16 protein-coding genes are annotated in these 22,813 nt (G+C 72.2%); 7 read left to right on the forward strand and 9 right to left on the reverse strand.

Translation table 11 applies throughout. The annotated features are described in order from the left end of the window. Nucleotides 1-16: 16 nt before the first annotated feature. The 3 genes from IG02_RS0106495 to IG02_RS0106505 form a co-directional block, all read right to left on the reverse strand. Nucleotides 17-889: a carbohydrate ABC transporter permease gene (locus IG02_RS0106495; protein WP_234314634.1), complete on the reverse strand. Its 873-nt coding sequence runs from the start codon at nt 887-889 to the stop codon at nt 17-19. 92 nt (nt 890-981) lie between these two features. Next, nucleotides 982-2,151, reverse strand: a complete 1,170-nt coding sequence (locus IG02_RS0106500) for an ABC transporter permease (RefSeq protein ID WP_234314626.1) — start codon at nt 2,149-2,151, stop codon at nt 982-984. A 22-nt stretch (nt 2,152-2,173) separates the two neighbouring features. Further along, nucleotides 2,174-3,853 (reverse strand): extracellular solute-binding protein, encoded by a 1,680-nt coding sequence (locus IG02_RS0106505; protein ID WP_030742932.1) that lies wholly within the window; start codon nt 3,851-3,853, stop codon nt 2,174-2,176. A gap of 436 nt (nt 3,854-4,289) precedes the next feature. Here IG02_RS0106505 and IG02_RS0106510 point away from each other — a divergent pair, with 436 nt between their 5' ends. Further along, nucleotides 4,290-7,130 carry a glycoside hydrolase family 3 C-terminal domain-containing protein gene (locus IG02_RS0106510; RefSeq protein WP_030742934.1) on the forward strand — a complete coding sequence of 947 codons (2,841 nt, stop codon included), beginning with the start codon at nt 4,290-4,292 and terminating at the stop codon, nt 7,128-7,130. A gap of 316 nt (nt 7,131-7,446) precedes the next feature. Here the strand turns inward: IG02_RS0106510 and IG02_RS0106515 are convergent, their stop codons facing one another. The 4 genes from IG02_RS0106515 to IG02_RS0106530 are packed head-to-tail and all read right to left on the reverse strand — an operon-like array spanning nt 7,447 to nt 11,212. After that, nucleotides 7,447-8,109, reverse strand: a complete 663-nt coding sequence (locus IG02_RS0106515; RefSeq protein ID WP_051764575.1) for a hypothetical protein — start codon at nt 8,107-8,109, stop codon at nt 7,447-7,449. Further along, nucleotides 8,106-8,993 (reverse strand): carbohydrate ABC transporter permease, encoded by an 888-nt coding sequence (locus IG02_RS0106520; RefSeq protein WP_030742938.1) that lies wholly within the window; start codon nt 8,991-8,993, stop codon nt 8,106-8,108. The genes IG02_RS0106515 and IG02_RS0106520 overlap by 4 nt, the downstream gene beginning before the upstream one ends. After that, nucleotides 8,990-9,931, reverse strand: a complete 942-nt coding sequence (locus tag IG02_RS0106525; protein ID WP_030742941.1) for a carbohydrate ABC transporter permease — start codon at nt 9,929-9,931, stop codon at nt 8,990-8,992. The genes IG02_RS0106520 and IG02_RS0106525 overlap by 4 nt, the downstream gene beginning before the upstream one ends. Further along, on the reverse strand, nt 9,932-11,212 hold the full coding sequence (locus IG02_RS0106530) for an ABC transporter substrate-binding protein (protein WP_030742944.1): 1,281 nt from the start codon (nt 11,210-11,212) through the stop codon (nt 9,932-9,934). A gap of 125 nt (nt 11,213-11,337) precedes the next feature. On the opposite strand from IG02_RS0106530, the gene IG02_RS0106535 reads away from it, so the two are divergent. The 6 genes from IG02_RS0106535 to IG02_RS0106560 all read left to right on the forward strand — a co-directional run bounded on the left by IG02_RS0106535 (nt 11,338) and on the right by IG02_RS0106560 (nt 19,654). Continuing rightward, nucleotides 11,338-12,342, forward strand: coding sequence for a LacI family DNA-binding transcriptional regulator (locus IG02_RS0106535; protein WP_030742948.1), 1,005 nt, complete (start codon nt 11,338-11,340; stop codon nt 12,340-12,342). 316 nt (nt 12,343-12,658) lie between these two features. Further along, nucleotides 12,659-13,999 carry a Gfo/Idh/MocA family protein gene (locus tag IG02_RS0106540; protein ID WP_030742951.1) on the forward strand — a complete coding sequence of 447 codons (1,341 nt, stop codon included), beginning with the start codon at nt 12,659-12,661 and terminating at the stop codon, nt 13,997-13,999. Nucleotides 14,000-14,224: 225 nt separating this feature from the next. Continuing rightward, nucleotides 14,225-16,747 carry an alpha-L-arabinofuranosidase C-terminal domain-containing protein gene (locus IG02_RS0106545; RefSeq protein ID WP_030742953.1) on the forward strand — a complete coding sequence of 841 codons (2,523 nt, stop codon included), beginning with the start codon at nt 14,225-14,227 and terminating at the stop codon, nt 16,745-16,747. Nucleotides 16,748-16,888: 141 nt separating this feature from the next. Continuing rightward, the gene (locus tag IG02_RS0106550; protein ID WP_051764577.1) at nt 16,889-18,091 is read left to right on the forward strand and encodes an aldose epimerase family protein; all 1,203 of its coding nucleotides are present in this window, start codon (nt 16,889-16,891) and stop codon (nt 18,089-18,091) included. A 130-nt stretch (nt 18,092-18,221) separates the two neighbouring features. After that, entirely contained in the window at nt 18,222-18,782 is a 561-nt protein-coding gene (locus IG02_RS0106555; protein WP_030742958.1) for a SigE family RNA polymerase sigma factor, read from the forward strand. Beyond that, nucleotides 18,782-19,654 (forward strand): hypothetical protein, encoded by an 873-nt coding sequence (locus IG02_RS0106560; protein WP_234314635.1) that lies wholly within the window; start codon nt 18,782-18,784, stop codon nt 19,652-19,654. Before IG02_RS0106555 ends, IG02_RS0106560 begins: the two co-directional genes overlap by 1 nt. 155 nt (nt 19,655-19,809) lie before the next feature. Here the strand turns inward: IG02_RS0106560 and IG02_RS0106565 are convergent, their stop codons facing one another. Both IG02_RS0106565 and IG02_RS0106570 read right to left on the reverse strand, forming a co-directional pair. Continuing rightward, entirely contained in the window at nt 19,810-21,033 is a 1,224-nt protein-coding gene (locus IG02_RS0106565; RefSeq protein WP_078854252.1) for a M20 family metallopeptidase, read from the reverse strand. Between the two features lie 136 nt (nt 21,034-21,169). Beyond that, the gene (locus tag IG02_RS0106570; protein ID WP_037802491.1) at nt 21,170-22,789 is read right to left on the reverse strand and encodes an AbgT family transporter; all 1,620 of its coding nucleotides are present in this window, start codon (nt 22,787-22,789) and stop codon (nt 21,170-21,172) included. Nucleotides 22,790-22,813 lie beyond the last annotated feature (24 nt).

The following is a 22,813-nucleotide window of genomic DNA, read 5'->3' on the forward strand; positions in this document are numbered from 1 at the left end:
CGCGGCCGGGGCCCCATCAGCCCTTGACCGCGCCGGTGAGCATGCCTTTCCTGAAGTGCTTCTGGACGAACGGCGAGGCGACGGCGACGGGCAGCAGCGCCATCACCATCACCGCCATCTGCACCGCGAGCGGGGAGAGCGCCCCGGTCTTGATCTGCTGGCCGAGGCCGGTCGGCGGCTCCTGCTTCTGCACCAGCTGGATCATGACGTTCTGCAGCGGCATCATGCTCTGGTCGGTCAGGTAGATCGACGCGTTGAACCAGGCGCTCCAGTAACCGACCGCGTAGAACAGCGCGATGACCGCGATCACCGCCCGGGACAGCGGCATGACGATCCGCCACAGGACGCGCAGGTCGCCCGCGCCGTCGATCCGCGCGCTGTCGAGGAGTTCGGGCGAGATGTTCATGAAGAAGGAGCGCAGGACCAGGATGTTGAAGACACTCACCGCGCTCGGCAGGATCAGCGCCAGATAGGTGTCGGTCAGCCCCAGCGCCTGCACCAGCAGATAGGTGGGGATCAGGCCGGCCCCGAAGAACATCGTGGCCAGCAGCGTCATCAGGATCCAGCGGTGACCGACCGAGCCCGGCCGGGACAGCCCGTACGCGCAGCCGATGGACACCACCATGCTGAACACCGTGCCCACCAGCGTCACCCCCAGGCTCACCAGGGCGGCGCGCTGCACCTGGCCACCGCTGAGCAGTTCCCGGTACGCCACGAGGGTGAGGTCCTTCGGGACGATCACCAGTCCGCCGGCCGCCTCGATGGTCTCCCGTGAGGACACGGAAGTGACGACGACGATCCACAGCGGGAAGAGGATCGCCAGACAGGCGGCGGCCAGCACGATGCCCTTGCCCGCCAGGCCCGGACGGGTGGGCGCCTCCTCCCACACCGGGCGGGGCGGGGCCGACCAGCGCGAGCGCTTCGCCGCCGCCCGTCGGGTCCCGCTCCGCGCCGTGTCCTTCGTGGCCGTGCCGGTGGCACTCACTTCTTGTACACCCCCTGCTCGCCCATGAGATGGGCGACCTTGTTGGCCGTGAGCACCAGGGCCAGCCCGAAGACGCCCTTGATCAGTCCGGCGGCGGCCGCATAGCTGAAGTCCTGGTTCCGGATGCCGTTCCACCACACGAACGTGTCCAGCACTTCCGCGGCCCCCGGCCCCACCGCGTCGCGCTGGAGCAGGATCTGCTCGAAACCGACGGTGAGCGCGTCGCCCACCCGCAGCACCAGCAGCAGGGCGATCACCGGGCGCAGCGCGGGCAGTGTGACGTGCCACATCCGGCGCCAGCGGCCCGCGCCGTCCATGGCGGCGGCCTCGTACAGCTGGTGGTCGACGGAGGCGAGCGCGGCGAGGAAGACGATGATGCCCCAGCCCGCGTCCTTCCAGACGCCCTCCGCCGTCACCAGGAACTTGAAGATCCCCGGGTCGGTCATCAGGTCGAAGCCCTCGACGCCGTGCCGGCGCAGTTCCTGCGCGATGATGCCCGCGCCGCCGAAGATCTGCTGGAAGACCGTGACGACCAGTACCCAGGAGAAGAAGTGCGGCAGATACATCACGGCCTGGGCCACCGCCCGCACCCGGGGCCGGATCACACTGTTGATCAGCAGGGCCAGCAGGATCGGGACGGGGAAGTACAGCGCCAGTTGCAGGACGAACAGGACCAGGGTGTTCCGTACGGCGTCCCAGAACGCGGAGTCCGCGAAGATCCGCTCGAACTGCTCGAACCCGGTCCACGGGCTCCGCAGCATCGCCACGAAACCGTTCTCGCCGAGATACGGGTCGTAGTCCTGGAAGGCCACCACGTTGCCCAGGATCGGCACGTAGTTGAAGACCAGGACCAGCGCGAGCGCCGGCAGGGTCAGCAGGAGAAGCGTCCGGTCCCGGCGCAGCCGGTCGCGCAGGCCCGGCCTCCTCCTCCGCGCGCCGCCACCGTCCGCCCGGGGTGTCGCCTTCCGCCGGCCACGGCGCCTGCCGCCGCGGACGGTCTTCGGCGGGAGTGCCCCGCCCGGTCCCCCCTCTGCGCCCGTACCACCCCCGACGGCCGAACCGCTTCCGCCACTCGAACCGGCCTCGCCGCCCGAACCGCTCCCGCCGCTCCCGCCGCTCTCCCGCGCGGGGTGCGCCTCCGGTACCGGTACCGCACTGTGCGACACGTCGACTCCTCGCCTCGCCCGGTCAGTTCGCGGCCGGGCCGGAGTCGTCGAGGATCTTCTTGTACCAGTCGCGCAGCCCGTCGCCGCCCTTGCTCTTCCAGTCCGCCACCGCCTGCCGCATGTCGCCGATCCTCTTCCGGCCGCGGACGATGTCGTCCTCCAACTGTTCGAAGTCGTTGGCGAGGTTGGTCCAGCGCGTGGGCTCGGTGATGGTCAGCCCGTAGAACGGGGTCTTGACGGTGAACGCGCCCATCCGCTGCTGCCACTCCACCTGCGACCTGGTGATATCCGGCAGGTCGGGGTGGGCGATGTACGCGGCCGGGTCGCCGGTGTAGTCGAACGCCCCGATGATCTCCGAGTTGCCGCGGTCGTTCTTGACCGGCAGGCCGCCCTTCCAGGTGTAGTGGGTGCCCGTGACGCCGTAGTCGGTGAGCATGCGCTCCTTCGTGCCGTACGGCGCGGCGGTGAAGTTGGAGACGGCCAGGACGTCCCGGACGAGCTTCTCCGGTGCGTCCTTCCTGACGAAGGCCCAGATGTTCGCCGGCTGGACGGCGTGCAGCACCGGGTCGCCGCCCGCGTGTCCCGGAATGTCCATGGCCCCCATGCGGAAGCCTTTCCTGCCGCCCTGCTCGGCGGTCTTGGCGTACCAGCTGGAGAGGTCCTGGTTGTAGACGAGGACCTGGCCGGCGGTGAAGCGGATGCCGGCGTCCGTGGCCGTACCGGCGCGCGCGTCGGGGTGGACCGCGCCGGAGGCGAACAGCTTGCGCGTCCACTCCAGGGCCTCGAGATATTCCTGCGTCTCGATACGGTGCACCAGCTTGCCGTCCACCAGGTCCCAGGCCAGCGCCTTGTCGTCGCCCGGCAGTACCCCGAACATGTTGAAGGCGGTCCACTTCAGGTCGTCACAGGCCCATACCTTCGCCCTGGCGCTGGTGGCCTCCTTGGCCAAAGCGAGGAACTCGTCCGCCGACGTGGGGACTTCGTACCCCTTCGCGTCGAAGACGTCCGCGCGGTAGAAGGGCGCGATGTTGACGACGTACGACGCGGGCATCGGGATGCCGCGCAGCGCGCCTCCGAAGATCGACCGCTGCCACGCGTCGGTGGGCACGGCGGCCAGATTGGGAAAGTCCTTCACCTTGTCGCCGGAGAGGTACGGCCCGAGGTCGGCGAACTTGGCGTTGATGGCCCCCGGGATCTTGCCGCCCAGGTTCCAGCCGGGTACGACCACCACATCGGGGATCTCACTGGAGGCGAGCACGGCGCCCAGCTTCTCGTCGTAGGTGTTCCCGTCCTGGTTCTGCCAGACGGTTCGCACACCGATCGCCTCGTTCACGGCCCGGTAGTACGGGTTGGCACCGTCGGGAGGCGTGCCCCAGAACGGCGACATGATCCTGATCGTGCTGCCCCTGCCCAGCTTCTCGGGCACCGACGCCTTGAGCCGCGCCTCGGGAATCGCCTTGAGGAACCCGGCGGACGAGCCGTTCTTCGCGGGGATGTCGGGGGAGACGACGGTCTGTGCCACGAAGGCCGGGAGGATCTTCCGCGCGTCCTTCCCGGAGGTGGTGCCCTCCTTCCTGCCGCTCTGCCCACCGCCGCCGCAGGCGGCCAGCAGCGGAGCACCGCCCGCCACCGCGACGGCGGCGACCGCCGTGGAAGCCAGAAAACTTCTCCGGCTCGGGGCGGAAGAGGCGTTCTGCGTCATTGCGTCAACCCTTCGTGGGCGCCAGGACACCTGGCGGGGACCGTCGACCGGGGGCGGTGTCAGGAGGTGAAGACGGAAGGTGAGGGCAGGAGGTGCGACAAGCGGTGAGACAGGCGGTGACCGACGGCCGTCCTGTCCCGTCCGGACCGGGCGTCAGCGGCCACAGAGCCGCGATTCGCCCATGCTGCGTCGAAGCGCTTCGATGTTGCTGCGAGGTTAAGTGAACGTCTCCAGAGGCACAAGGGCCGGTTCCAAGATTCCTCAACCGCGAGTCGGAACCCTCAACGGCGGTAAATACACGTCGCGTTACGGGTGCGGCCACGGCACGCCGTTGACGACGGCACGTCTTGACACCTGTCGATAGGACCCAGAGCATCGAAGCGCTTCGATACTGGTCCACCCGCTCCGTCCCGTACCTGTTCAGGGGGAATCGCCCGTGACCGCAGACCAGCAGCCGCCCTTCCGCGACCCTCGGCTCTCCCTCGAAAGGCGCGTCGACGATCTGCTCGGGCGGCTGACGCTCGAGGAGAAGACCGCTCTGCTGCACCAGTTCACGCCCGGGGTGGCACGCCTGGGCGTCGGGCCGTTCCGTACCGGTCAGGAGGCGTTGCACGGCGTGGCCTGGATGGGACCCGCCACGGTCTTCCCCCAGGCGGTGGGGCTCGGAGCCACCTGGAACGCGGAGCTGGTGCGCCGGATCGGCGCTGCTGTCTCCACCGAGGTCCGGGCCATGCGCGCCGACGACGACCGGGTCGGACTCAACGTCTGGGCCCCCACCGTCAACCTGCTGCGCCACCCCTGGTGGGGCCGGAACGAGGAGGGGTACGCGGAGGACCCCAAGCTCACCGCCGCCACCGCCGTCGCCTACACCCGTGGCCTGCGCGGCGACCACCCCGCCTACTGGCGCACCGCGCCCGTGCTCAAGCACTGGCTCGCGCACAACAACGAGACCGACCGGGCCACCCGCTCCTCCTCCGTCCGCCCCCGCGTCCTGCACGAGTACGACCTGCGGGCCTTCCGAGAGCCCGTCGAGGCCGGCGCGGTGGCCGGCGTGATGCCCGCCTACAACCTGGTCAACGGCCGGCCCAACCACCTCTCCCCGTACCTGCGCGAGGAACTGCGCACCTGGACCGAGCGGGAACTGCTGGTCTGTTCCGACGCGGGCGCGCCCTCCAACCTGGTGGACTCCGAGCACTACTTCGACACGCACGAGGAGGCGACCGCGGCGGCCCTGCGCGCCGGCGTCGACAGCTTCACCGACCACGGCACCGACCCCTCGGTCGTCATCGGACGTATCCGGGGCGCCCTGGCGCGGGGGCTGATCGGCGAGGACGACATCGACACGGCCGTACGGCGCCAGCTGACCGTGCGGTTCACGCTCGGCGAGTTCGACCCGGAACTCGACCCGTACCGGGACGTCAAGGACATCGACTCGCCCCGCCACCGCGAGCTGGCCCGCCGGGCCGCCGAGGAGGCCGTCGTCCTGCTGAAGAACGACGGATCGCTGCCCCTGACGCCCGGCCGCCGGATCGCCGTGGTCGGCCCGCTGGCCGACGAGTGCAAACTCGACTGGTACAGCGGCACCCTCATCCACCGCTCCACCCCGCTCGACGGACTGCGGAGCCGGTTCGGCGCGGACCGGGTCACCTTCGCCGAGGGCGCCGACCGGGTCAGGTTCAGGGCGGCGGCCGGCGGCGGACTCCAGGTGCCCGCCTCCGAGGCCGCCGACGAGCAGCGCGGCGCCGACGGCGCGCTCGACCCGGCGCTGCTCGCGGGCCGCACCGACCTGCCGCCGCTGACCTGCGGCGAAGAGCCCACCACCTTCGCCCTGACCGACTGGGGCGACGGGGTGATCACGCTGCGCGCGCCCGACGGCCGCTATCTCTCGGTCGCCGAGGACGGGTACGTGCGCGCCTCCGCCGACCAGCCCGGCGGCTGGGTCGTCCAGGAGACCTTCCGGCTGGTGCCACATGACGACGGGGGACACCTCCTCGCCCACCTCGGGACCGGCCGTCACGTGGCGGTCGCCGCCGACGGCGTGAAGGTTGCCGACCAGGGCGACCGGTTCGAGATCGAGACCGTCGAACGCGGCGAGGAGGCCGTGACCCGCGTGGCGTCGGACGCCGACGTGGTGATCGTCGTGGCGGGCAACGACCCGCACATCAACGGCCGGGAGACCGAGGACCGGACCACCCTCGCGCTGCCCGCGCGGATGGACCGGCTCTGGCGCGCGGCCCACGCCACGGGCACGGACACGGTGCTGGTACTGGTCTCCGCCTACCCCTACGCCGTACCGGACGCGCGCGCCGCGCTCCCGGCGCTGCTGTGGACGGCGCACGGCGGCCAGGCGGCGGGCGCCGCGCTGGCCCGGATCCTGGCCGGCGACGTCTCACCGGCCGGGCGGCTGCCCCAGACCTGGTACGCGGACGACACCGACCTGCCCGGCCTGTTCGACTACGACATCATCGGCTCGCGCCAGACCTACCTCTACTTCGACGGCACACCGCTGTTCCCCTTCGGCCACGGGCTGTCCTACAGCACCTTCGGCTACGACGGCCTGGAGGCGGCCGCGCCCGCCGACGGCGAGGACACCCTGCCGGTCCGGGTCACCGTCACCAACACCGGAGCGCGCGCGGCCGACGAGGTGGTGCAGTTCTACGCGCGCGAGGAGGCACCGCGCGTCCCGCGCCCGCACCGCCAGCTCGTCGGCTACGCGCGCGTGCCGCTCGGTCCGGGGGAGTCCCGTACCGTCGAGACGGCCGTACGCCTCACCGAACTCGGCCACCACGACGTCGCGCACGGCCGCTGGACCGTACCGGGCGGGGTGTACGTGATCGAGGCCGGCGCCTCCAGCGCGGACATCCGCGCCACCGCCCGCGTCACGCTGCCGGGCGAGGCCCCGCGCGCCCGCGCCGTACGGGCGAACGGTCTGTCCGCGGCGGACTACGACGAGCAGCGCGGTACCGAGATCGTGGACCGCGCCAAGACCCGGGGCGACGCGGTGGCACCGGTGGGGGAGGACGGCGAACTCCTCTTCCGGGACTGCGACTTCGGCGGCGGCGTGGCCCGGGTCGCCGCCGAGGTCTCGGGCGGCCCCGGCTCGGTCGAACTGTCCCTGCCCGGGGGCGAGGCGGTGGCGTCCCTGGCCGTTCCGGCCACCGGCGGACCGTACGACCACACCTCGGTGCACGCCGAGGTGTCGCTGACCGGCGTCCATGACCTGCGGGTCACGCTGCGCGGCCGGATCCGGCTGGCGCGCCTGGACTTCTGCGGCTGAGGGCGGGCGCGCGAGGGGGACGGACCCGGTACGGCGGCATCGCCGTACCGGGTTCCCGCGAGCCGGACGGCCCCGACCCGCATTCCGCGCCCCCGTCGTGCGCGAGACCGGGCCCCGCTCCGCGCAGCATGCGCCCGACCGTGGCCCGCAGCCGCCCGGTGGCCGGCGGCCGTGGTGACGAAGGCGACGAAGTCCTCGTCCACCTGCCCGGCGGTCCCCGAGGGGGAAGCGGCCGCGGCCGGGCCCGCGCCCGCGCCGGCCAGACCGGCCGCCGTGACGGTGCCGGCGGTCGTGGCGAGGAGGGTTCGGCGGGCAATCACACACGCTCCCGGGAGGAATCGGAGGTCTCACAGGTAGTGGAGGTCTTCACACGGGCGCGCGAGGCGGCGGGCCCGCCCCGCCGTACGTCGACGGCGGTCAGCGCCAACGCCAGCGGCCCCGGCGCGAGGAAGGCCAGCGGCGGCATCATCCACGCGCACAGCGCGGCCGTGGCCAGGGCGAGCAGCACCAGCAGGCTTCCGCCCACGTCCGACACCGCGTCACGGGCCGCGCCGCGCAGCGCGGCCCGCCAGCCCGCGGCCCCCGACTCCGGGCGCGCGCACGCCCGCAGCCCCACCACCGCGGCACACGCGCCGATCACGGCGGCCGTCACCGCGAAGAGCCGCGCGCCCGGCAGCCCCGCTTCGGCCAGGGCGAGATCCGCCGCGAACAGCAGCGCCCCGGCCAGGAGGAGCGCACCCGCGGCGAGATCCGCGGCCCAGGCACGCCGCCGGAGCAGCGCCACGTACCGCCCCGCCGTCACGGGCCGGTCCCGGACGGATCCGCGCAGCACCGCGCACGCGGTGGACAGCGCCGCCGGCACGGTCACCAGTGGCAGGCATGTCACGGCCGTCGCGAGGCCGACGCTCAGCATGTCCGCGAACAGGGCCGTGCGCGGCCCGAACAGCTCGCCCGGCTCCCGGGCCCGCGCCGCGCTCATCCCTTCACCCCGGAACTGGCCATGCCCTCCACCAGGAACCGCTGGAAGGCCAGGAAGAACAGCACGATCGGCAGCAGGGCGATCACCGACATCGCGAACATCGGCCCGAACGCCGACTGGCTGGAGGCGTCCACGAACGAGCGCAGTGCCAGCGTCAGGGTGAACTTCTCGGGCGAGAAGAGATAGATCAGCTGGGTGAAGAAGTCGTTCCAGGTCCAGATGAAGGTGAAGATCGCCGTGGTGATCAGCGCGGGCCGGATCAGCGGCAGGATCACCAGCGCGAAGCTGCGGAAGGGACCGCAGCCGTCGATCCGCGCGGCCTCCTCCAGCTCGCGCGGCAGACCGCGCATGAACTGCACGATCAGGAAGACGAAGAACGCCTCGGTGGCCAGGAACTTGGGCAGGATCAACGGCCAGTAGGTGTTCACCATGCCCAGTTGGTTGAAGATGACGTACTGCGGGATCAGCACGGCGTGGTGCGGCAGCATGATGGTGGCGATCATGAACGCGAAGAGCGGGCCGCGCATCCGGAACCGCAGCCGCGCGAAGGCGTAGGCGGCCAGCGAGCAGCTCAGCACATTGCCGAGGACCGCGCCGCCCGCGATCAGCAGCGAGTTGGTCAGCAGCCGCGGGATCGAGACGTCGTTCACACCGTCCAGGGCGGTCGTGAAGTTGCCCCACTCCAGCCGGCTGGGCAGCAGGTTCAGGCTGGCGATCACCTCGTCGGCGGGCTTGAGCGAGGTCGCCAGCAGCCAGCCGAGCGGGTACAGCATCACCAGCAGCGCGGCCAGCAGGCCGGTGTGCAGGGCGACCCGCCGCCAGGGCAGCGGCCGGCGCGGCGCGGCCTGGGAGCCGGGCGCGGCGGTCGGCACGTTCGTGGTCATCGGGTCTCCTCACCGGCGTAGAAGACCCAGGCGCGCGAGGTGCGGAACAGCACCGCGGTGACCGCGCCGATCGCGATCAGCAGCACCCAGGCCATGGCGGACGCGTAACCCATGTGCGAGGCGACGAAGCCGCGGTCGTAGAGGTAGAGCGTGTAGAAGAGGGTGGAGTCGGCGGGTCCGCCCTTGCCCGCGCTCACCGCGAAGGCGGGGGTGAAGACCTGGAACGCCTGGATGGTCTGGAGCACCAGATTGAAGAAGAGGACCGGCGACAGCATCGGCAGCGTGATCGACACGAACTGCCGGGCCCTGCTCGCCCCGTCCACCGCCGCGGCCTCGTACAGCTCGGCGGGGATCTGCTGGAGACCGGCCAGGAAGATCACCATCGGCGCGCCGAACTGCCACACCGTCAGCAGGGCCACGGCGAGCAGCGCCCAGCCGGGCTGCGTCACCCAGCCCCCGGTGCCCAGCAGGTTGTCGACCGTGCCGCCGTCGTTGAAGATCGCCCGCCAGACCAGGGCGATGGACATGGACGCGCCCAGCAGTGAGGGAGCGTAGAACGCCGAACGGTAGAAGCCCTTGGCACGCCGCACGGACTTCAGCGCGAGCGCGACCGCCAGCGCCACCGCCAGCTGGAGGGGCACGGCGAGCACCACGTAGAGCAGGGTCGTGCCGACCGACCGCCAGTAGCGGGGGTCCTCGGTGAACATCTGCGTGTAGTTCCGCAGCCCCACCCAGCGCGGCGGGTTGAACATGTCGTAGTCGGTGAACGACAGGTACAGGGACACCGCCATCGGCAGCAGGGTCAGCACGCTCGCGCCGAGCACCCAGGGGGAGAGGAACACCCAGGCCGCGCCCTCGCGCCGGCGGCCGGCGCCCTTGCCCGCGGCCGGTGGCGGCGTGCGGCGCGCGGTGGCCGCGGGTATGTCGGTGGTGGTCATTTACCTCAGCTCCGCCTTCGCCTCGGTGACGTAGTTCTCGGCCGCCTCGCGGGGCGACATCCGCTCGAACGACACCTGGTCGTAGTCGCGGCTGAAGGTGGTCTGCAAGGCGCTGTCACCCGAGGGCGGTGCCTGCGGTGGCGCCTCGAGGCTGCCGTCGACGGAGTCCTGGTAGTCCGCCACGGTCCGGTCGAAGCCTTCGAGCTTCGGCACGAGGTCCGCACGGATCGACTCGTTGACCGGTATGCCGCGGCTCGCCCCGAGCACACCGGCCGCCTCCGGGTCGTTGATCAGGAAGTCGATCAGCTGCGCCGCCTCCCTCGGGTGCGCGGTGTTGGCCGCCGCGCCGACGAACATCGAGGGCTTGAAGTACTGGCCGGGCCTGCCGTCCTCACCCGACGGCATCGGCGCGAGCGTCAGTCCGTCCCCGACGATTCCCAGATACCCGCTGGCGGGCGCGTCCCAGTTGAAGTCCCCGATGGCCGTCCCGCGCCCGAGCGCGGTGTTCTCCACCGTGCCGTCCAGCTGGGTCGTCTGCCGGGCGGTGGAGACCACGCCCTCGCGCCGCAGCCCGTCGGTGAAGGTCCACCACCGGGTGAGGTCGTCGACGGTGAAACCGAGCCCGCCGCCCTCGCGGTAGAGGGACTTGCCCAGACCGCGCAGCCACACCTCGAAGCAGTCCTCGCTCTGGCCGGGATCGGTGGCGCCGGGCTTGCCGGACTTCCGCGTCAGCTCGCGCATGGTGTCCGCCCACTCCTGCCAGGTCCAGCCCGCGCGTGGCGGGGCCACCCCGGTGGCCTTCCACTGCGCCGCGTCGTACACGAAGGTCTCGGTGCCCCGCGCCTGCACGAGCCCCGCCAGCGCGCCGTCCACCTCCCCGGTGGCCAGCAGCCCCGGGTCGATGTCGTCGGTGCGCAGCACCGCGGACTGCTCGCGGAGATCGAGCAGGACCCCGCCGGTCGCGTACTGGTCGATCATCCGGTAGTCGAGCTGCATCACGTCCGGTGCGTCGCCGCCCGCAGCCTGGGTGGCGAGCTTCTGCTTGTACGCGTCGTAGCCGGCGAAGGACGTCTGCACCTCGACCCCGGGGTGCCGCTTCTCGAACAGCGCGACGGCCCGCTCGGTCCTGGCCGCCCGGTCCGGGTTGCCCCACCAGGTGTAGCGCAGGGTGACCCGGCCCCCGCCACCGCTGTCGTCGGGACCGCCGCAGGCGGTGAGCAGGGCAGTGAGCGCGAGGGTCACGAGGAGTGCCCAGGGCCTCGTCGTCCTGTCTGCGGGCATGGATGAACTCACCTCTCTTCTCCAGGATTCGGTCGTACGACGCGCGATGCTCCGGCCGGCCGGCGGGCGGACGGCGGCCACCGATCTTCATTGACGCCCGTCGGTGGTGGTGCCAACCTCGGGGCGTGCAGGTGACGATTCGAGAGGTCGCGAAGGCGGCGGGGGTCTCCCCGTCCACGGTGTCCCGCGCGCTCGCGCCCGGGGGAACGGCGAGCCAGCGGACGCGCGAGCGGGTACGGGCCGCGGCCGAGCGGCTGGGCTACCGGCCGAACCCGTCGGCGCGGGGCCTGATCACCGGCCGCACGGGCCATCTCGGGCTGATCGTCCCGGATTTGCTGAACCCCTTCTTCGCCGACATCTGCAAAGGGGTGCAGGCCCGCGCCAGAGGCCTGGGGCACGCCGTGTTCGTGAGCGACTCCGAGCGCGACGAGGGGCTGGAGCTGGATGCGGTGCGCACTCTCGCACCGCAGGTGGATGGCGTCCTTCTGTGCTCGCCCCAGCTCAGTGGGGAGGAGTTGCGGGGCTTGCGCGACCTCACCGACAAGCCCATCGTGCTGCTCCATAGATCGGAGCCGGGATTCGCGAGTGTGACGGCTGATCTGCTGGAGGGGATGACGGACGCGCTGACGCATCTGCACGCACTCGGCCACCGCAGGATCGCCTATGTCGGCGGCCCGCGCTCCACCTGGGCGGCCGGTGAACGGGCGGCGGGGATCGAGGAGATGGCCAGGACCGGCACGGTGGAGATCGTCCGCGTCGGCAGTGTGGCCCCCCACTTCGACGGCGGGATCACCGGCGCCGCCGATGTGGTGCTCGCCAGCGGCGCCAGCGCGGTGGTGGCCTTCAACGACATCGTCGCCTTCGGGCTGATCAGCCGGTTCACCGCGCGCGGCGTCCGGGTCCCCGACGACATGAGCGTGGTGGGCTGTGACGACATCGCCCTCTCCGGCATGGCCGCCCCACCACTGACCACCGTCTCCGTACCCAAGGCACACGGGGCGCGAGCAGCCGTCGACCTGATGTTCCGCATGCTGGTCACACCCGCCGTCGACGGAGCGGAACCCCTGCGGCGGGTGCTGCCGACCCATCTGGTGGTACGGGGGTCGACGGCCGCTTACGAACGCGGCTGACCTGTGCACATCGGGCCCTTCGACGGATGCGGGCTTTACGGGGGTGCGGGCGGGCGGCGACGGGGAGACAAACGCGGGGGCGGCGGAGGAACGACGCGGGAGGGAGCGGTGAGGGAGGGTGCTGCTGCAAACGTTGCCAACCGGTTTCCAACTGGCCGGGAAGTTACGCCTGTGACAACCGGGCAGTCAATGAAAACTCCCGAATCAGCCGTGAACGCATGGCTCTTCGGCCCCCCTTGTCCCACGGCGAAGCGGCGTGCAATCGTTGCCGCCGCCTCCACCACCCTCCCCACGGACCCGTCGAACGGAGATCCCGATGTCCCCCGACACCGCACGCCGCCGCTGCGCCGTGGTGGGCCTGGGCGCCCGAGCCCAGCTCTTCACCGAGGCGCTCACCGGACCGTACGCGGACCGGATCGACCTGGTCGGCTTCGTCGACGTCAACGCCCACCGCATGGCGGTCCACAACGACTGGATCGCGGCCGCGCATCCCGGTCGGCCTCCGGTACCCGCGTACGGCCCCGACGACTTCGAGGAGATGCTCCGCCGCGAGCGGGTCGACCTCGTCGTCGTGTGCAGTGTGGACCGCACCCATGACGACTACATCGTTCGCGCCCTCGACGCGGGCTGTGACGTGGTCACCGAGAAGCCCATGACCACGGACGCCGAGCGGGCCCGGCGCATCCTGGACGCCCGGCGGCGCTCGGGCCGCGAGGTACGGGTGGCCTTCAACTACCGGTACAACCCCGTGCACGCGGCCGTCCGCGAGACCCTCGCCGCCGGCCGGATCGGCGAGGTCGGCTCGGTGCACTTCGAGTGGCTGCTGGACGTGCGCCACGGCGCCGACTACTTCCGCCGCTGGCACCGCGACAAGGCCAACTCCGGCGGCCTGATGGTGCACAAGGCCACCCACCACTTCGACCTGGTCAACTGGTGGCTGGGCACGCGGCCGGAGACGGTGTACGCGCACGGCGGGCTGTTCTTCTACGGCGACGAGGCCGGCCGGCGCCGGGGCCTGGCCCGTGACTACACCCGCGCGCACGGCTCGCCCGCCGCCGACGACGACCCCTTCGCCGTCCACCTCGCCGACTCCTCCGTCCTGCGCTCCCTCTACCTGGACGCCGAAGCGGAGGACGGCTACCACCGCGACCGGAACGTGTTCGGCCCCGGCGTGAGCATCGAGGACGACATGGCGGTCCTGGTGCGTTACGCCACCGGCGCGACGCTCACCTACCACCTCACCGCGTACGCCCCCTGGGAGGGCTACCGGATCGCCTTCAACGGCAGCGAGGGCCGCCTGGAACTGCTCGTCGAGGAGTCCACCTGGGCCCGCCCCCGGCCCCGGACCGACGGCGTGAGCGCGGTGATGCACGGTGCCGCGGCCGGCGACGAGGCCGGCCGGACCGAACTGCTGCTGCGCCGGTTCTGGGAGGAGCCGCGGGCGCTGACGCCGGCGACCGGCGAGGGCGGGCACGGCGGCGGGGACGTCCGGATGCTCGCCGACCTCTTCGGGGACCGTGACCCCGCCGCGCCGGACGCGCTCGGACGCGCGGCGGACGCGGCCGACGGAGCGCGCTCCCTGGTCACCGGACTGGCCGCCAACGAGTCCTTCGCCACGGGCCGCCCGGTGCGCGCCGGGGACCTGCTGGAGATCTGACCGCGCCCCCGTACGGAAGCGGCCCGGACCTGTCCCACGGGAGCGGGCCTGTCCCACGGGAGCGGTCCGGGTCGCGGCGGTACGGGGGCGGCGAGCCCCCCGCACCGGCCTGACCGGCCCGGATCAAGGACATGCTGCGCGGACCATTGACGCTCACGGCGCCTCTTCCTATGGTGCGTTCGAAGTTCTGGCCATTGTCCGGGATATCGAACGAGGAGCGACGGGATGCCCACGCCACGCACACGCTGGAGACCAGCTCTCGCGGCCGCCGCGCTCCTGGTGACGGCAGGCGTGCTCCAGGCGCCCGCGCAGGCGGCCGAGGACACCACCGACTACACGATCGACATCGACGCGAGCCGCCCGGGACCGGCGATCGACGACACGATGTACGGCGTCTTCTACGAGGACATCAACCGCGCGGCGGACGGCGGGCTCTACGCCGAACTCGTCCAGAACCGGTCGTTCGAGTACAGCACCGCGGACAACGCCTCGTACACCCCGATGACCGCGTGGACCCCCACCGGGACGGGCACGGCGACCGCGGTGAACGACTCCGCCCGGCTGAACGAACGCAACCGCACCTACCTGCGGCTCGGGCTCGACGGGAGCGAGGCCGGCACCGGTGTCGTCAACTCCGGCTTCACCACGGGCATCGCGGTGGGGCGGGGCAAGACCTACGACGTCTCCCTGTGGGCGCGCACCGACCAGGCCGCAGGCACCCCCCTGACCGTGGAGTTACGCGCGGCCGACGGCACCGCGCTCTCCCGGCCGCTGCGGCTCACCGCCCGCGGCGACCGCTGGACCAAGTACACCGCGACCCTGACCGCCACGGCCACGCACACCGCGGGCCGCCTCGCCGTGACCGCGACCGGCCGCGGCACCGTCCGGCTCGACATGGTCTCCCTCTTCCCCCGGGACACCTACAAGGGCCGCCCCGGCGGACTGCGCAAGGACCTCGCCGAGAAGATCGCCGCGCTGCGCCCCGGGTTCGTCCGGTTCCCCGGCGGCTGCCTGGTCAACACCGGCAGCCACGAGGGGTACGACGCGGCCTCCGGCTGGCAGCGCAAGCGCTCCTACCAGTGGAAGGACACCGTCGGCCCGGTCGAGCAGCGCGCCACCAACGCCAACTTCTGGGGATACAACCAGAGTTACGGACTCGGCTACTTCGAGTACTTCCAGTTCGCCGAGGACATCGGCGCGACCGCCCTGCCGGTCGTCCCCGCCCTCGTCACCGGTTGCGGTCAGAACACGGCGACTGACGACCCGGCCCTGCTGCGCCGCCACATCCAGGACACGCTCGACCTCATCGAGTTCGCGAACGGCCCCGCCACCTCCGTCTGGGGTGCCAAGCGCGCCGCGATGGGCCATCCCGCGCCCTTCGGCCTCACCCACATCGAGGTGGGCAACGAGGAGAACCTCCCGGACGCGTTCTTCGCCCGCTTCACCGAGTTCCGCAAGGCCGTCGAGGCCGCGCACCCGGACATCACGGTGATCTCCAACTCCGGCCCCGACGACGCCGGTGCCACCTTCGACCGGGCCTGGCAGCTCAACCGCGACGCCAAGGTGGCGATGGTCGACGAGCACTACTACAACAGCCCGCGGTGGTTCCTGGAGAACAACGACCGCTACGACACCTACGACCGCTCCGGACCGAAGGTGTTCCTCGGTGAGTACGCCTCCCAGGGCAACACCTTCGGCAACGCCCTCGCCGAGGCGGCCTTCATGACGGGCCTCGAACGCAACGCGGACGTCGTCAAGCTCGCCTCGTACGCCCCGCTGCTCGCCAACACCGACTCCGTGCAGTGGCGGCCCGACATGATCTGGTTCGACACCACCCGCTCCTGGGGCTCGGCGAACTACGAGACGCAGAAGCTGTTCATGACGAACACCGGGGACCGGGTCGTTCCCAGCACGGCGAGCGCCACCCCGGCCGGGACCGCTCCCATCACGGGCGCCGTCGGCCTGTCCACCTGGGCGACGAGCGCCGCCTACGACGACGTCACGGTCACCGGCGCCGACGGGAAGACGCTGTTCGCCGACGACTTCTCGGCGGGTGACGGCCGCTGGACGAAGGCGGCGGGCACCGGAAGCTGGGCGGTGCGGGACGGCGCCTACGTCCAGACGGACACGGCGGCCGAGAACACCCTCGTCACCGCGGGTGACCCCGCCTGGCAGAACTACGACCTGCGGGTCAAGGCGACCAAACAGGCCGGCAAGGAGGGCTTCCTGATCGCCTTCGGCGTCCGGGACACCGGGAACTACTACTGGTGGAACCTGGGCGGCTGGAACAACACGCAGTCCGCCGTGGAGAAGGCCGTCGGCGGGGCCAAGCAGACGCTCGTCTCCACGGACACGAAGATCGAGACCGGCCGGACCTACGACGTACGCGTCGCGGTCCGGGGCCGTCAGGTCACCCTCTACCTCGACGGCGCGGAATGGGGGCGCTTCACCGACGACAAGGCGGCCGAACCCTTCCGCCAGGTCGTCACCCGTGACGGGGACGACCTCATCGTCAAGGTCGTCAACGCGCAGGGCGACGCGGCCCGTACGACCGTCCGCCTGGCCGGGGTGCGCAACGTCGCCCCGACGGCCCGGCTGACCACACTCAGCGGCTCCCCCGAGGCCGTGAACACCGCCGACGACCAGCCCATCAGGCCGGTGACCTCGACACGGGACGGTGTCGGCGCCACCTTCACCCACACCTTTCCGCCGCACTCGGTCACGTTTCTGCGGCTCAAGGCCGGCTGACCCCGTCTCCCCGGCACCACCGGGCGCCGTCCGTGACCGCCCGGACCACCGTGACACACCACCGGCCCCCGGCCCGCCGCCTCGCGCGGACCGGGGCCGGGACGAGCACACCCCGACACACCCCCGGCAGGAGCCGCGCTGATGACCAACGAAACATCCCGCCCGCGTACCACCACGGGCCCCGCCACCCGGCGTACCGTCCTGGCGGGAGCCGCCGCCGCGGGCCTGGCGGCCGCCACGGCGACCACCGCGCGAGCGGAGTCAGAACCGACCGGACAGGCCGGCGGCAGAGCACCGGTCCGCGAGCCGTTCGGCCGGCTCCCGGACGGCTCCAGGGTCCACCGCTGGACCCTGGAGAACGGCGGCACCCGGCTGCGCGTGCTCAGCTACGGCGGCATCGTCCAGTCGCTGGAGATCCCCGACCGTCGCGGCCGGTACGCCAACGTCTCCCTCGGATTCGACAATCTCGACGACTACCTCGGGGCCGGCACCTTCTTCGGCGCGCTCATCGGCCGGTACGGCAACCGGATCGCCAAGGGCCGCTTCACCCTGGACGGCCGCACCTACCAGCTCCCGCTGAACGACGGGGAGAACACCCTGCACGGCGGCACGGAAGGCTTCGACAAACGCGTCTGGGACGTGGAGCCGTTCACCCGGGGCTCGGACGTCGGGATCGTCCTGCGCCGGACCAGCCCCGACGGCGAGATGGGCTACCCCGGCACCCTCCGGGCGGCGGTCACCTACACCCTGACCCCGCGCGGCAGCTGGCGCATCGACTACGCGGCGACAACCGACCGCCCGACGGTCGTCAACCTGACCAACCACACCTACTTCAACCTGGCGGGGGAGGGCAGCGGCGATGTGTACGGGCACGAGCTGACGCTCGCGGCCACCCGCTACACACCGGTGGACACGACCCTCATACCCACCGGCGAACTGGCGAAGGTGGTGGGCACACCGTTCGACTTCCGGGCCGGGAAGCCCATCGGCCGCGACATCCGCACCGGCCACCCGCAGCTGCTGCGCGGCCAGGGATTCGACCACAACTTCGTACTCGACAAGGGCATCACGGCCGAGCCCCGGCACGCCATCACCCTCCGCGACCCGGGCTCGGGCCGCATCCTGCGGATCGCCACCACGGAGCCCGGCGTGCAGTTCTACTCGGGCAACTTCCTCGTCGGCACCCTGGCCGGCACCTCGGGCCGGGTCTACCGGCAGGGCGACGGGCTGTGCCTGGAGACCCAGCACTTCCCCGACTCCCCGAACCAGCCGTCGTTCCCCTCGACCGTCCTGCGCCCCGGGCAGACCTACCGCTCGGCCACGGAGCACTCCTTCCACGGCTGAGCCAGGGCGCCCGCGCCCGCCGGACCGAGCCGTCGTACCGTGCCCGGTCCGGCGAGGGCGGGCCGGACACGCGTACGACGGGGGCCGGTCGACCGCGGGGACACCACCGCAGAGAAGGGGCGGTTTTGTCGTGAGCACTGTCCTGGACGACACCGCAGCCGCCGAATTCCACGCGTTCTTCGAGCGGCATTACGCGGAACTGTCCACTCTCGCCTACCTGTTGACGGGCGAGGCGGACACGGCGGACGATCTGGCCTCCGACGCGCTGCTCGCCATGTGGCGGCACTGGGACCGGGTCAGGGCAGCCGACCACCCCGTCGCGTACGCCCGGGGAGTGGTCGCCAACCTGGTCCGTTCACGGATCCGGAGCGCCGTGCGCGAGCGCCGCAGGATCTCGCTGTTCTGGTCCCAGCGCCCCGAGGGGTTCGACGGCCCGGACGTGCCGGTGGTGCTGGACGTCCGGGCCGCGCTGGGCCGGCTGCCGTTCCGCAGGCGCGCGTGTGTCGTCCTGCGGTACGCGATGGACCTCTCCGAGCGTGACACCGCTCTCGCCCTCGGCATCTCGGTGGGCACGGTCAAGAGCCAGTCGTCACGCGGGATGGCGGAGCTGCAACGCCTGTTGGGCACCGGTGCCGCGGAAGCCGGCATCCATGCGAAGGTGGCCGTGGGACGCATGGAGAAGAGGTGCTGATGGACGACCTCGGCAGGCGGCTTCGGCGGGAGGCGCGCGCCCACCGCCCGGACCGGGAACGGATGCTCGCGAGGATGGAGCGGGGCATGGCGGGGCCGGACCCGGCGCCCGCGGCCGGACCCGGTCACCGGCCCGCGCCCTGGCCGCGGGTGGCCGCCGTGGCGGGCGGGGCCGTCGGTGTCCTGGGCCTGAGCCTGTTCGCCCTCGGCCCCGTCGTCGACGGTGCCCACGAACCCTCCCGGACCGTGGCCGCCACGGAGCGGCCGGCCGTCGCGGGGCCGAGCGGCCCGGCGGACGCCCCAGAGCACTCCGGGACGGCCTCGCGGAGCCCGCGGGCCACGACCGGCGGTGCCGGCTCCGCCGCGTCCGGCACCGACGGATCCGACTCCGCCGCGTCCGCCGACGCCGAGCGGTCGCCGGCCGCCGGGCGACCGTCCGCGGGCGGGAGCGACGCGTCCGCTCGGGCGGGCACCCGCTCCCGCTATCTCCGGTCGGCCGGCGCGGTCGATCCGCGCAGCAACGCCTACTGGGCCCAGAACAATCTCACTCTCACGACCGAACGGCCGCTCACCGCGCTGACGGTGGAACTGCGGATCGCGCAGACCGGCGGGGTGCGGGACACCGGCTCCTGGCGGTCGCTGCCCATGGCGGACTTCTCCGTCTCGGTCCACGCGGGGGGCGGTGCGCTGGTCTTCCGCTGGACACTCAGGGACGGCGCGACGGTGCCGGCCGGTACGCACATGTTCGCCGCCCAGTACGACCACGCCGAGGGCGGCCGGGACGCCACCGGCGACCGGTACACGGCGCGGGCCTCGGCCGTGGGAGGAGCGGCCGAGGTCACCGGGGACTTCACCTCGGCCGGCGCCCGCTGAGCCACGTACCGGCACCCCCGCGTCCCGATCCGTACCGGGGCACCGCCGCGCCCGCGCCCGCGTCGGCATCCGGCGCCCGGCGACGACGGGCCGGCCGCCGCCCATGCCGTCCCCGGCCGGTGGGCGCCCGTCGCCGGACGCCCACCGGCGCGGTCTCACTCCGCGGCGCCGCCGCTGCCCAGGGCGAGCGCGTGCAGGGTCCCCGCGGTGAGTGCCGTACGGTCGGGCAGGTCGGCGGTGAGAACGTGCTCGTGGCGTGCGTGCGCGCCGTCGCCGGTCGCGCCCATGCCGCACAGTACGGGGCGGCCGAGGGCGGCGACGAAGTTGGCGTCGCTGCCGCCGCCCACGAACAGCTCCGCGAGCGGGGCGCGCAGCTGGGCGGCCACGGAGTCCGCCACGGCGAAGAGTTCGCGGCCGGCCGGACCGGGCTCCATGGGAGGCCGGTTCCAGCCGCCGCCGACGGTCAGGGTGACCCGCGGATCGGTGGGGGCCAGGCTCGCCAGGACCTCGTCCATGCGCCGGATCTCCTCCTGGCCGACGACCCGGATGTCCACCAGCCCGTGTGCCTCGCCCGCGATCACGTTGCGGGCTGTACCGCCGCTGATCCGCCCGACGTTGACACTGGTGCCCCGCTCCAGGTCCGCCGCGTCGGCCAGTTGCCGCACGGCGTCGGCGAGGGCGTGCACGGCGCTGGCGCCCTTGGCCGGGTCCAGCCCGGCATGGGCCTCGATGCCCGTCGTGCTCAGGGTGAAGATGCCCACCCCCTTGCGGCCGGCCTTGACACCCCAGGAGCCGCCGGGCTCCAGGACGAGGGTCGCCACCGCGTCCTCGGTGGCCCGCTCGATGACCGGGCGCGACATGACGCTCCCCGTCTCCTCGTCCCCGTTGAGGACGAAGCGTACGGTCGGCCGGGCCAGGCCGAGCTCCCGCAGGGCGCGCAGGGCCCACACCCCTTGCGCCAGGCCCGCCTTCATGTCGAAGACGCCGGGTCCGGTGACGGTCTCCTCCGTCACCGTGAACGGCCATCCGGCGAGGGTACCGGCGGGCCACACCGTGTCGTAGTGGCCGACGACCGTGACCGTCGGACCGCCGCTCACCGAGCCGGTGTACTCGGCCTCGACGACATCACCGCACGCCGCGTCGCGGTGGCGCACGAGGCGGTCCGGCTCTCCCAGCCGCTCGGTGAGCAGGTTCACCAGGAGGCCGGCGGTCGCGTCGAGCAGGGCCTTGTCGTCGCTCGGCGACTCCTGTTCGACGAGCCGGCGCAGATCCGTCAGGAAGCCCTGGCGGTACTCCGCCGTACGGCACCGGTCGGCGATGCGGGACACGCCGTCGGAGGCGTCGGACGGGGAAGGGAAGGCGGATGCGGGTACGGACATGACGCGGTGACTCTCCGGTTCTCGCGGTGACTTCTCGCGGTGACGGGTGCGGGGGACATGGGGCGACGGGCCCGGGAGCCGGATCGAGGGCTCCCGGGGCCGCCGGGCGGGGCGGGCGCCGTGCGACGCGCGGGGGTCAGTGCACGGGCGCCCCCGGCCCGAAGGGCAGCCCGGCCGTGTACCAGGCCAGGAAGAGCAGGGTCCACACGAGGAGCATGGCCAGGGACACGGGCAGCGTCAGCGACATCAGGGTGCCGATGCCGGCGGTGGGCCGGTAGCGGCGGACGAAGCCGAGACAGAGGACGAAGTACGGGCTCATCGGTGTGATGGCGTTGGTACAGGAGTCCGCGATGCGGTAGAGCGCCCACGTGGTCTCGGGCGCGACATGCAGCAGCATCAGCATGGGCACGAAGACGGGCCCGATCAGCGCCCACATCGCGGACCCGCTGGTCAGACACAGGTTCATCACGCTGACGACGACGATCACACCGACGAAGACCAAGGTGAGCGGCACCCCGGAGGAGTCCAGCAGCCGCGCGCCGCTGATCGCCATGACCTCACCGATCTTCGTCCACTTGAAGTAGGCGAGGAACTGCGAGATCGCGAAGAACAGCACCAGAACCGGGGTGAGGTCGTGCAGCCCGCGGGCCATCATGTCGGGGATGTCCCGGGCGCGCCGTACCGCTCCCACCGCCCGGCCGTAGACGACGCCCGTGGCGAAGAAGAGCAGCGCGAGGAACACGGCGACGTTGTGGACGAGGGGTGAGTCGATGACGGCGCCGTGCTCGCCGCGCAGCGGGGAAGCGGCGGGCAGCGCGGCGGCGGCGATGACCGCGAGCAGCACGAGCGCGGTGGCGGCGGCGCTCCGCAGCCCGCGCCGCTCGTCCCCCGTGAGCGAGAGGTCGGGCAGGTCCGCGCCGTCGGCCCGCCCCGTGGCCCGGTCCCCGCCCCCGGCGGGCGTGGCCGGGCCGGAGCCGGCCGCCGCCAACTCCTCGGGGCCCGCGGTCATCGCCACGCGCCGGGTCAGCAGGGTCTCGGCGACCACGGTGACCACCAGGGCCAGGACCACCGAGGAGACCAGCGAGAAGAAGTAGTTGGCCACCGGGGTGACCGTGTAGGCGGGATCGATGGTGTGTGCGGCCGCCGTCGTCAGCGCGGCCAGCGTGGCGTCCGACGGTGTGACCAGCGGGCTGGCCGCGTGGCCGCTCGAGACGGACACGAAGGCGACCACCGCGCCCAGTACCGGGTTGCGGCCGACGGAGCGGTAGGCGATGGCGCCCAGCGGGATCATCACCACGAAAGCGGCGTCGGACGCGATGTGCGCCACCATCCCGGTGAACGCGACGACGAACGTCACCGCCCGGACCGGGACCTTCGCCAGCGCGGCCCGCAGCATCGCGGTCAGCAGTCCCGCCCGGTCCGCGACCGACACGCCGAGCATCACGACCAGCACCACACCGAGCGGTGGGAAGGTCGCGTAGTTGTCGATGAGGCCGTCGAGCATCATCGTCACACCCGCGTCGGAGACCAGGCTCCGGACCACGACTCGTCCGCCGTCCGCGGGAGAGGCCGCGGAGACGCCCAGGGCGTGCAGCGCCCAACTGAGCACCAGCAGCACGCCGCTGAGGATCACGAAGAGCCAGAACGGGTGCGGCAGCCGGTTGCCCACGCGCTCGACGACCCCGAGTACCCGCAGGGTCAGCGCCACGGACGCGGTGGGCTTCTCCACCGTCGTCTCCACCGTCGTCTTGGTCACCACATCGTTTCCCTTCCTCACCAG

Origin of the sequence: Streptomyces sp. NRRL F-5135 (assembly GCF_000719775.1) — a bacterium.
GTDB lineage: Bacteria > Actinomycetota > Actinomycetes > Streptomycetales > Streptomycetaceae > Streptomyces > Streptomyces hebeiensis.

Excerpts from the sequence above, each read along its gene's own strand:
- IG02_RS0106505 (WP_030742932.1), bottom strand. The coding sequence starts at position 3,853 with ATGACGCAGAACGCCTCTTCCGCCCCGAGCCGGAGAAGTTTTCTGGCT.
- IG02_RS0106515 (WP_051764575.1), bottom strand. The coding sequence starts at position 8,109 with ATGAGCGCGGCGCGGGCCCGGGAGCCGGGCGAGCTGTTCGGGCCGCGC.
- IG02_RS0106520 (WP_030742938.1), bottom strand. The coding sequence starts at position 8,993 with ATGACCACGAACGTGCCGACCGCCGCGCCCGGCTCCCAGGCCGCGCCG.
- IG02_RS0106525 (WP_030742941.1), bottom strand. The coding sequence starts at position 9,931 with ATGACCACCACCGACATACCCGCGGCCACCGCGCGCCGCACGCCGCCA.
- IG02_RS0106530 (WP_030742944.1), bottom strand. The coding sequence starts at position 11,212 with ATGCCCGCAGACAGGACGACGAGGCCCTGGGCACTCCTCGTGACCCTC.
- IG02_RS0106540 (WP_030742951.1), top strand. The coding sequence starts at position 12,659 with ATGTCCCCCGACACCGCACGCCGCCGCTGCGCCGTGGTGGGCCTGGGC.
- IG02_RS0106545 (WP_030742953.1), top strand. The coding sequence starts at position 14,225 with ATGCCCACGCCACGCACACGCTGGAGACCAGCTCTCGCGGCCGCCGCG.
- IG02_RS0106550 (WP_051764577.1), top strand. The coding sequence starts at position 16,889 with ATGACCAACGAAACATCCCGCCCGCGTACCACCACGGGCCCCGCCACC.
- IG02_RS0106560 (WP_234314635.1), top strand. The coding sequence starts at position 18,782 with ATGGACGACCTCGGCAGGCGGCTTCGGCGGGAGGCGCGCGCCCACCGC.
- IG02_RS0106565 (WP_078854252.1), bottom strand. The coding sequence starts at position 21,033 with ATGTCCGTACCCGCATCCGCCTTCCCTTCCCCGTCCGACGCCTCCGAC.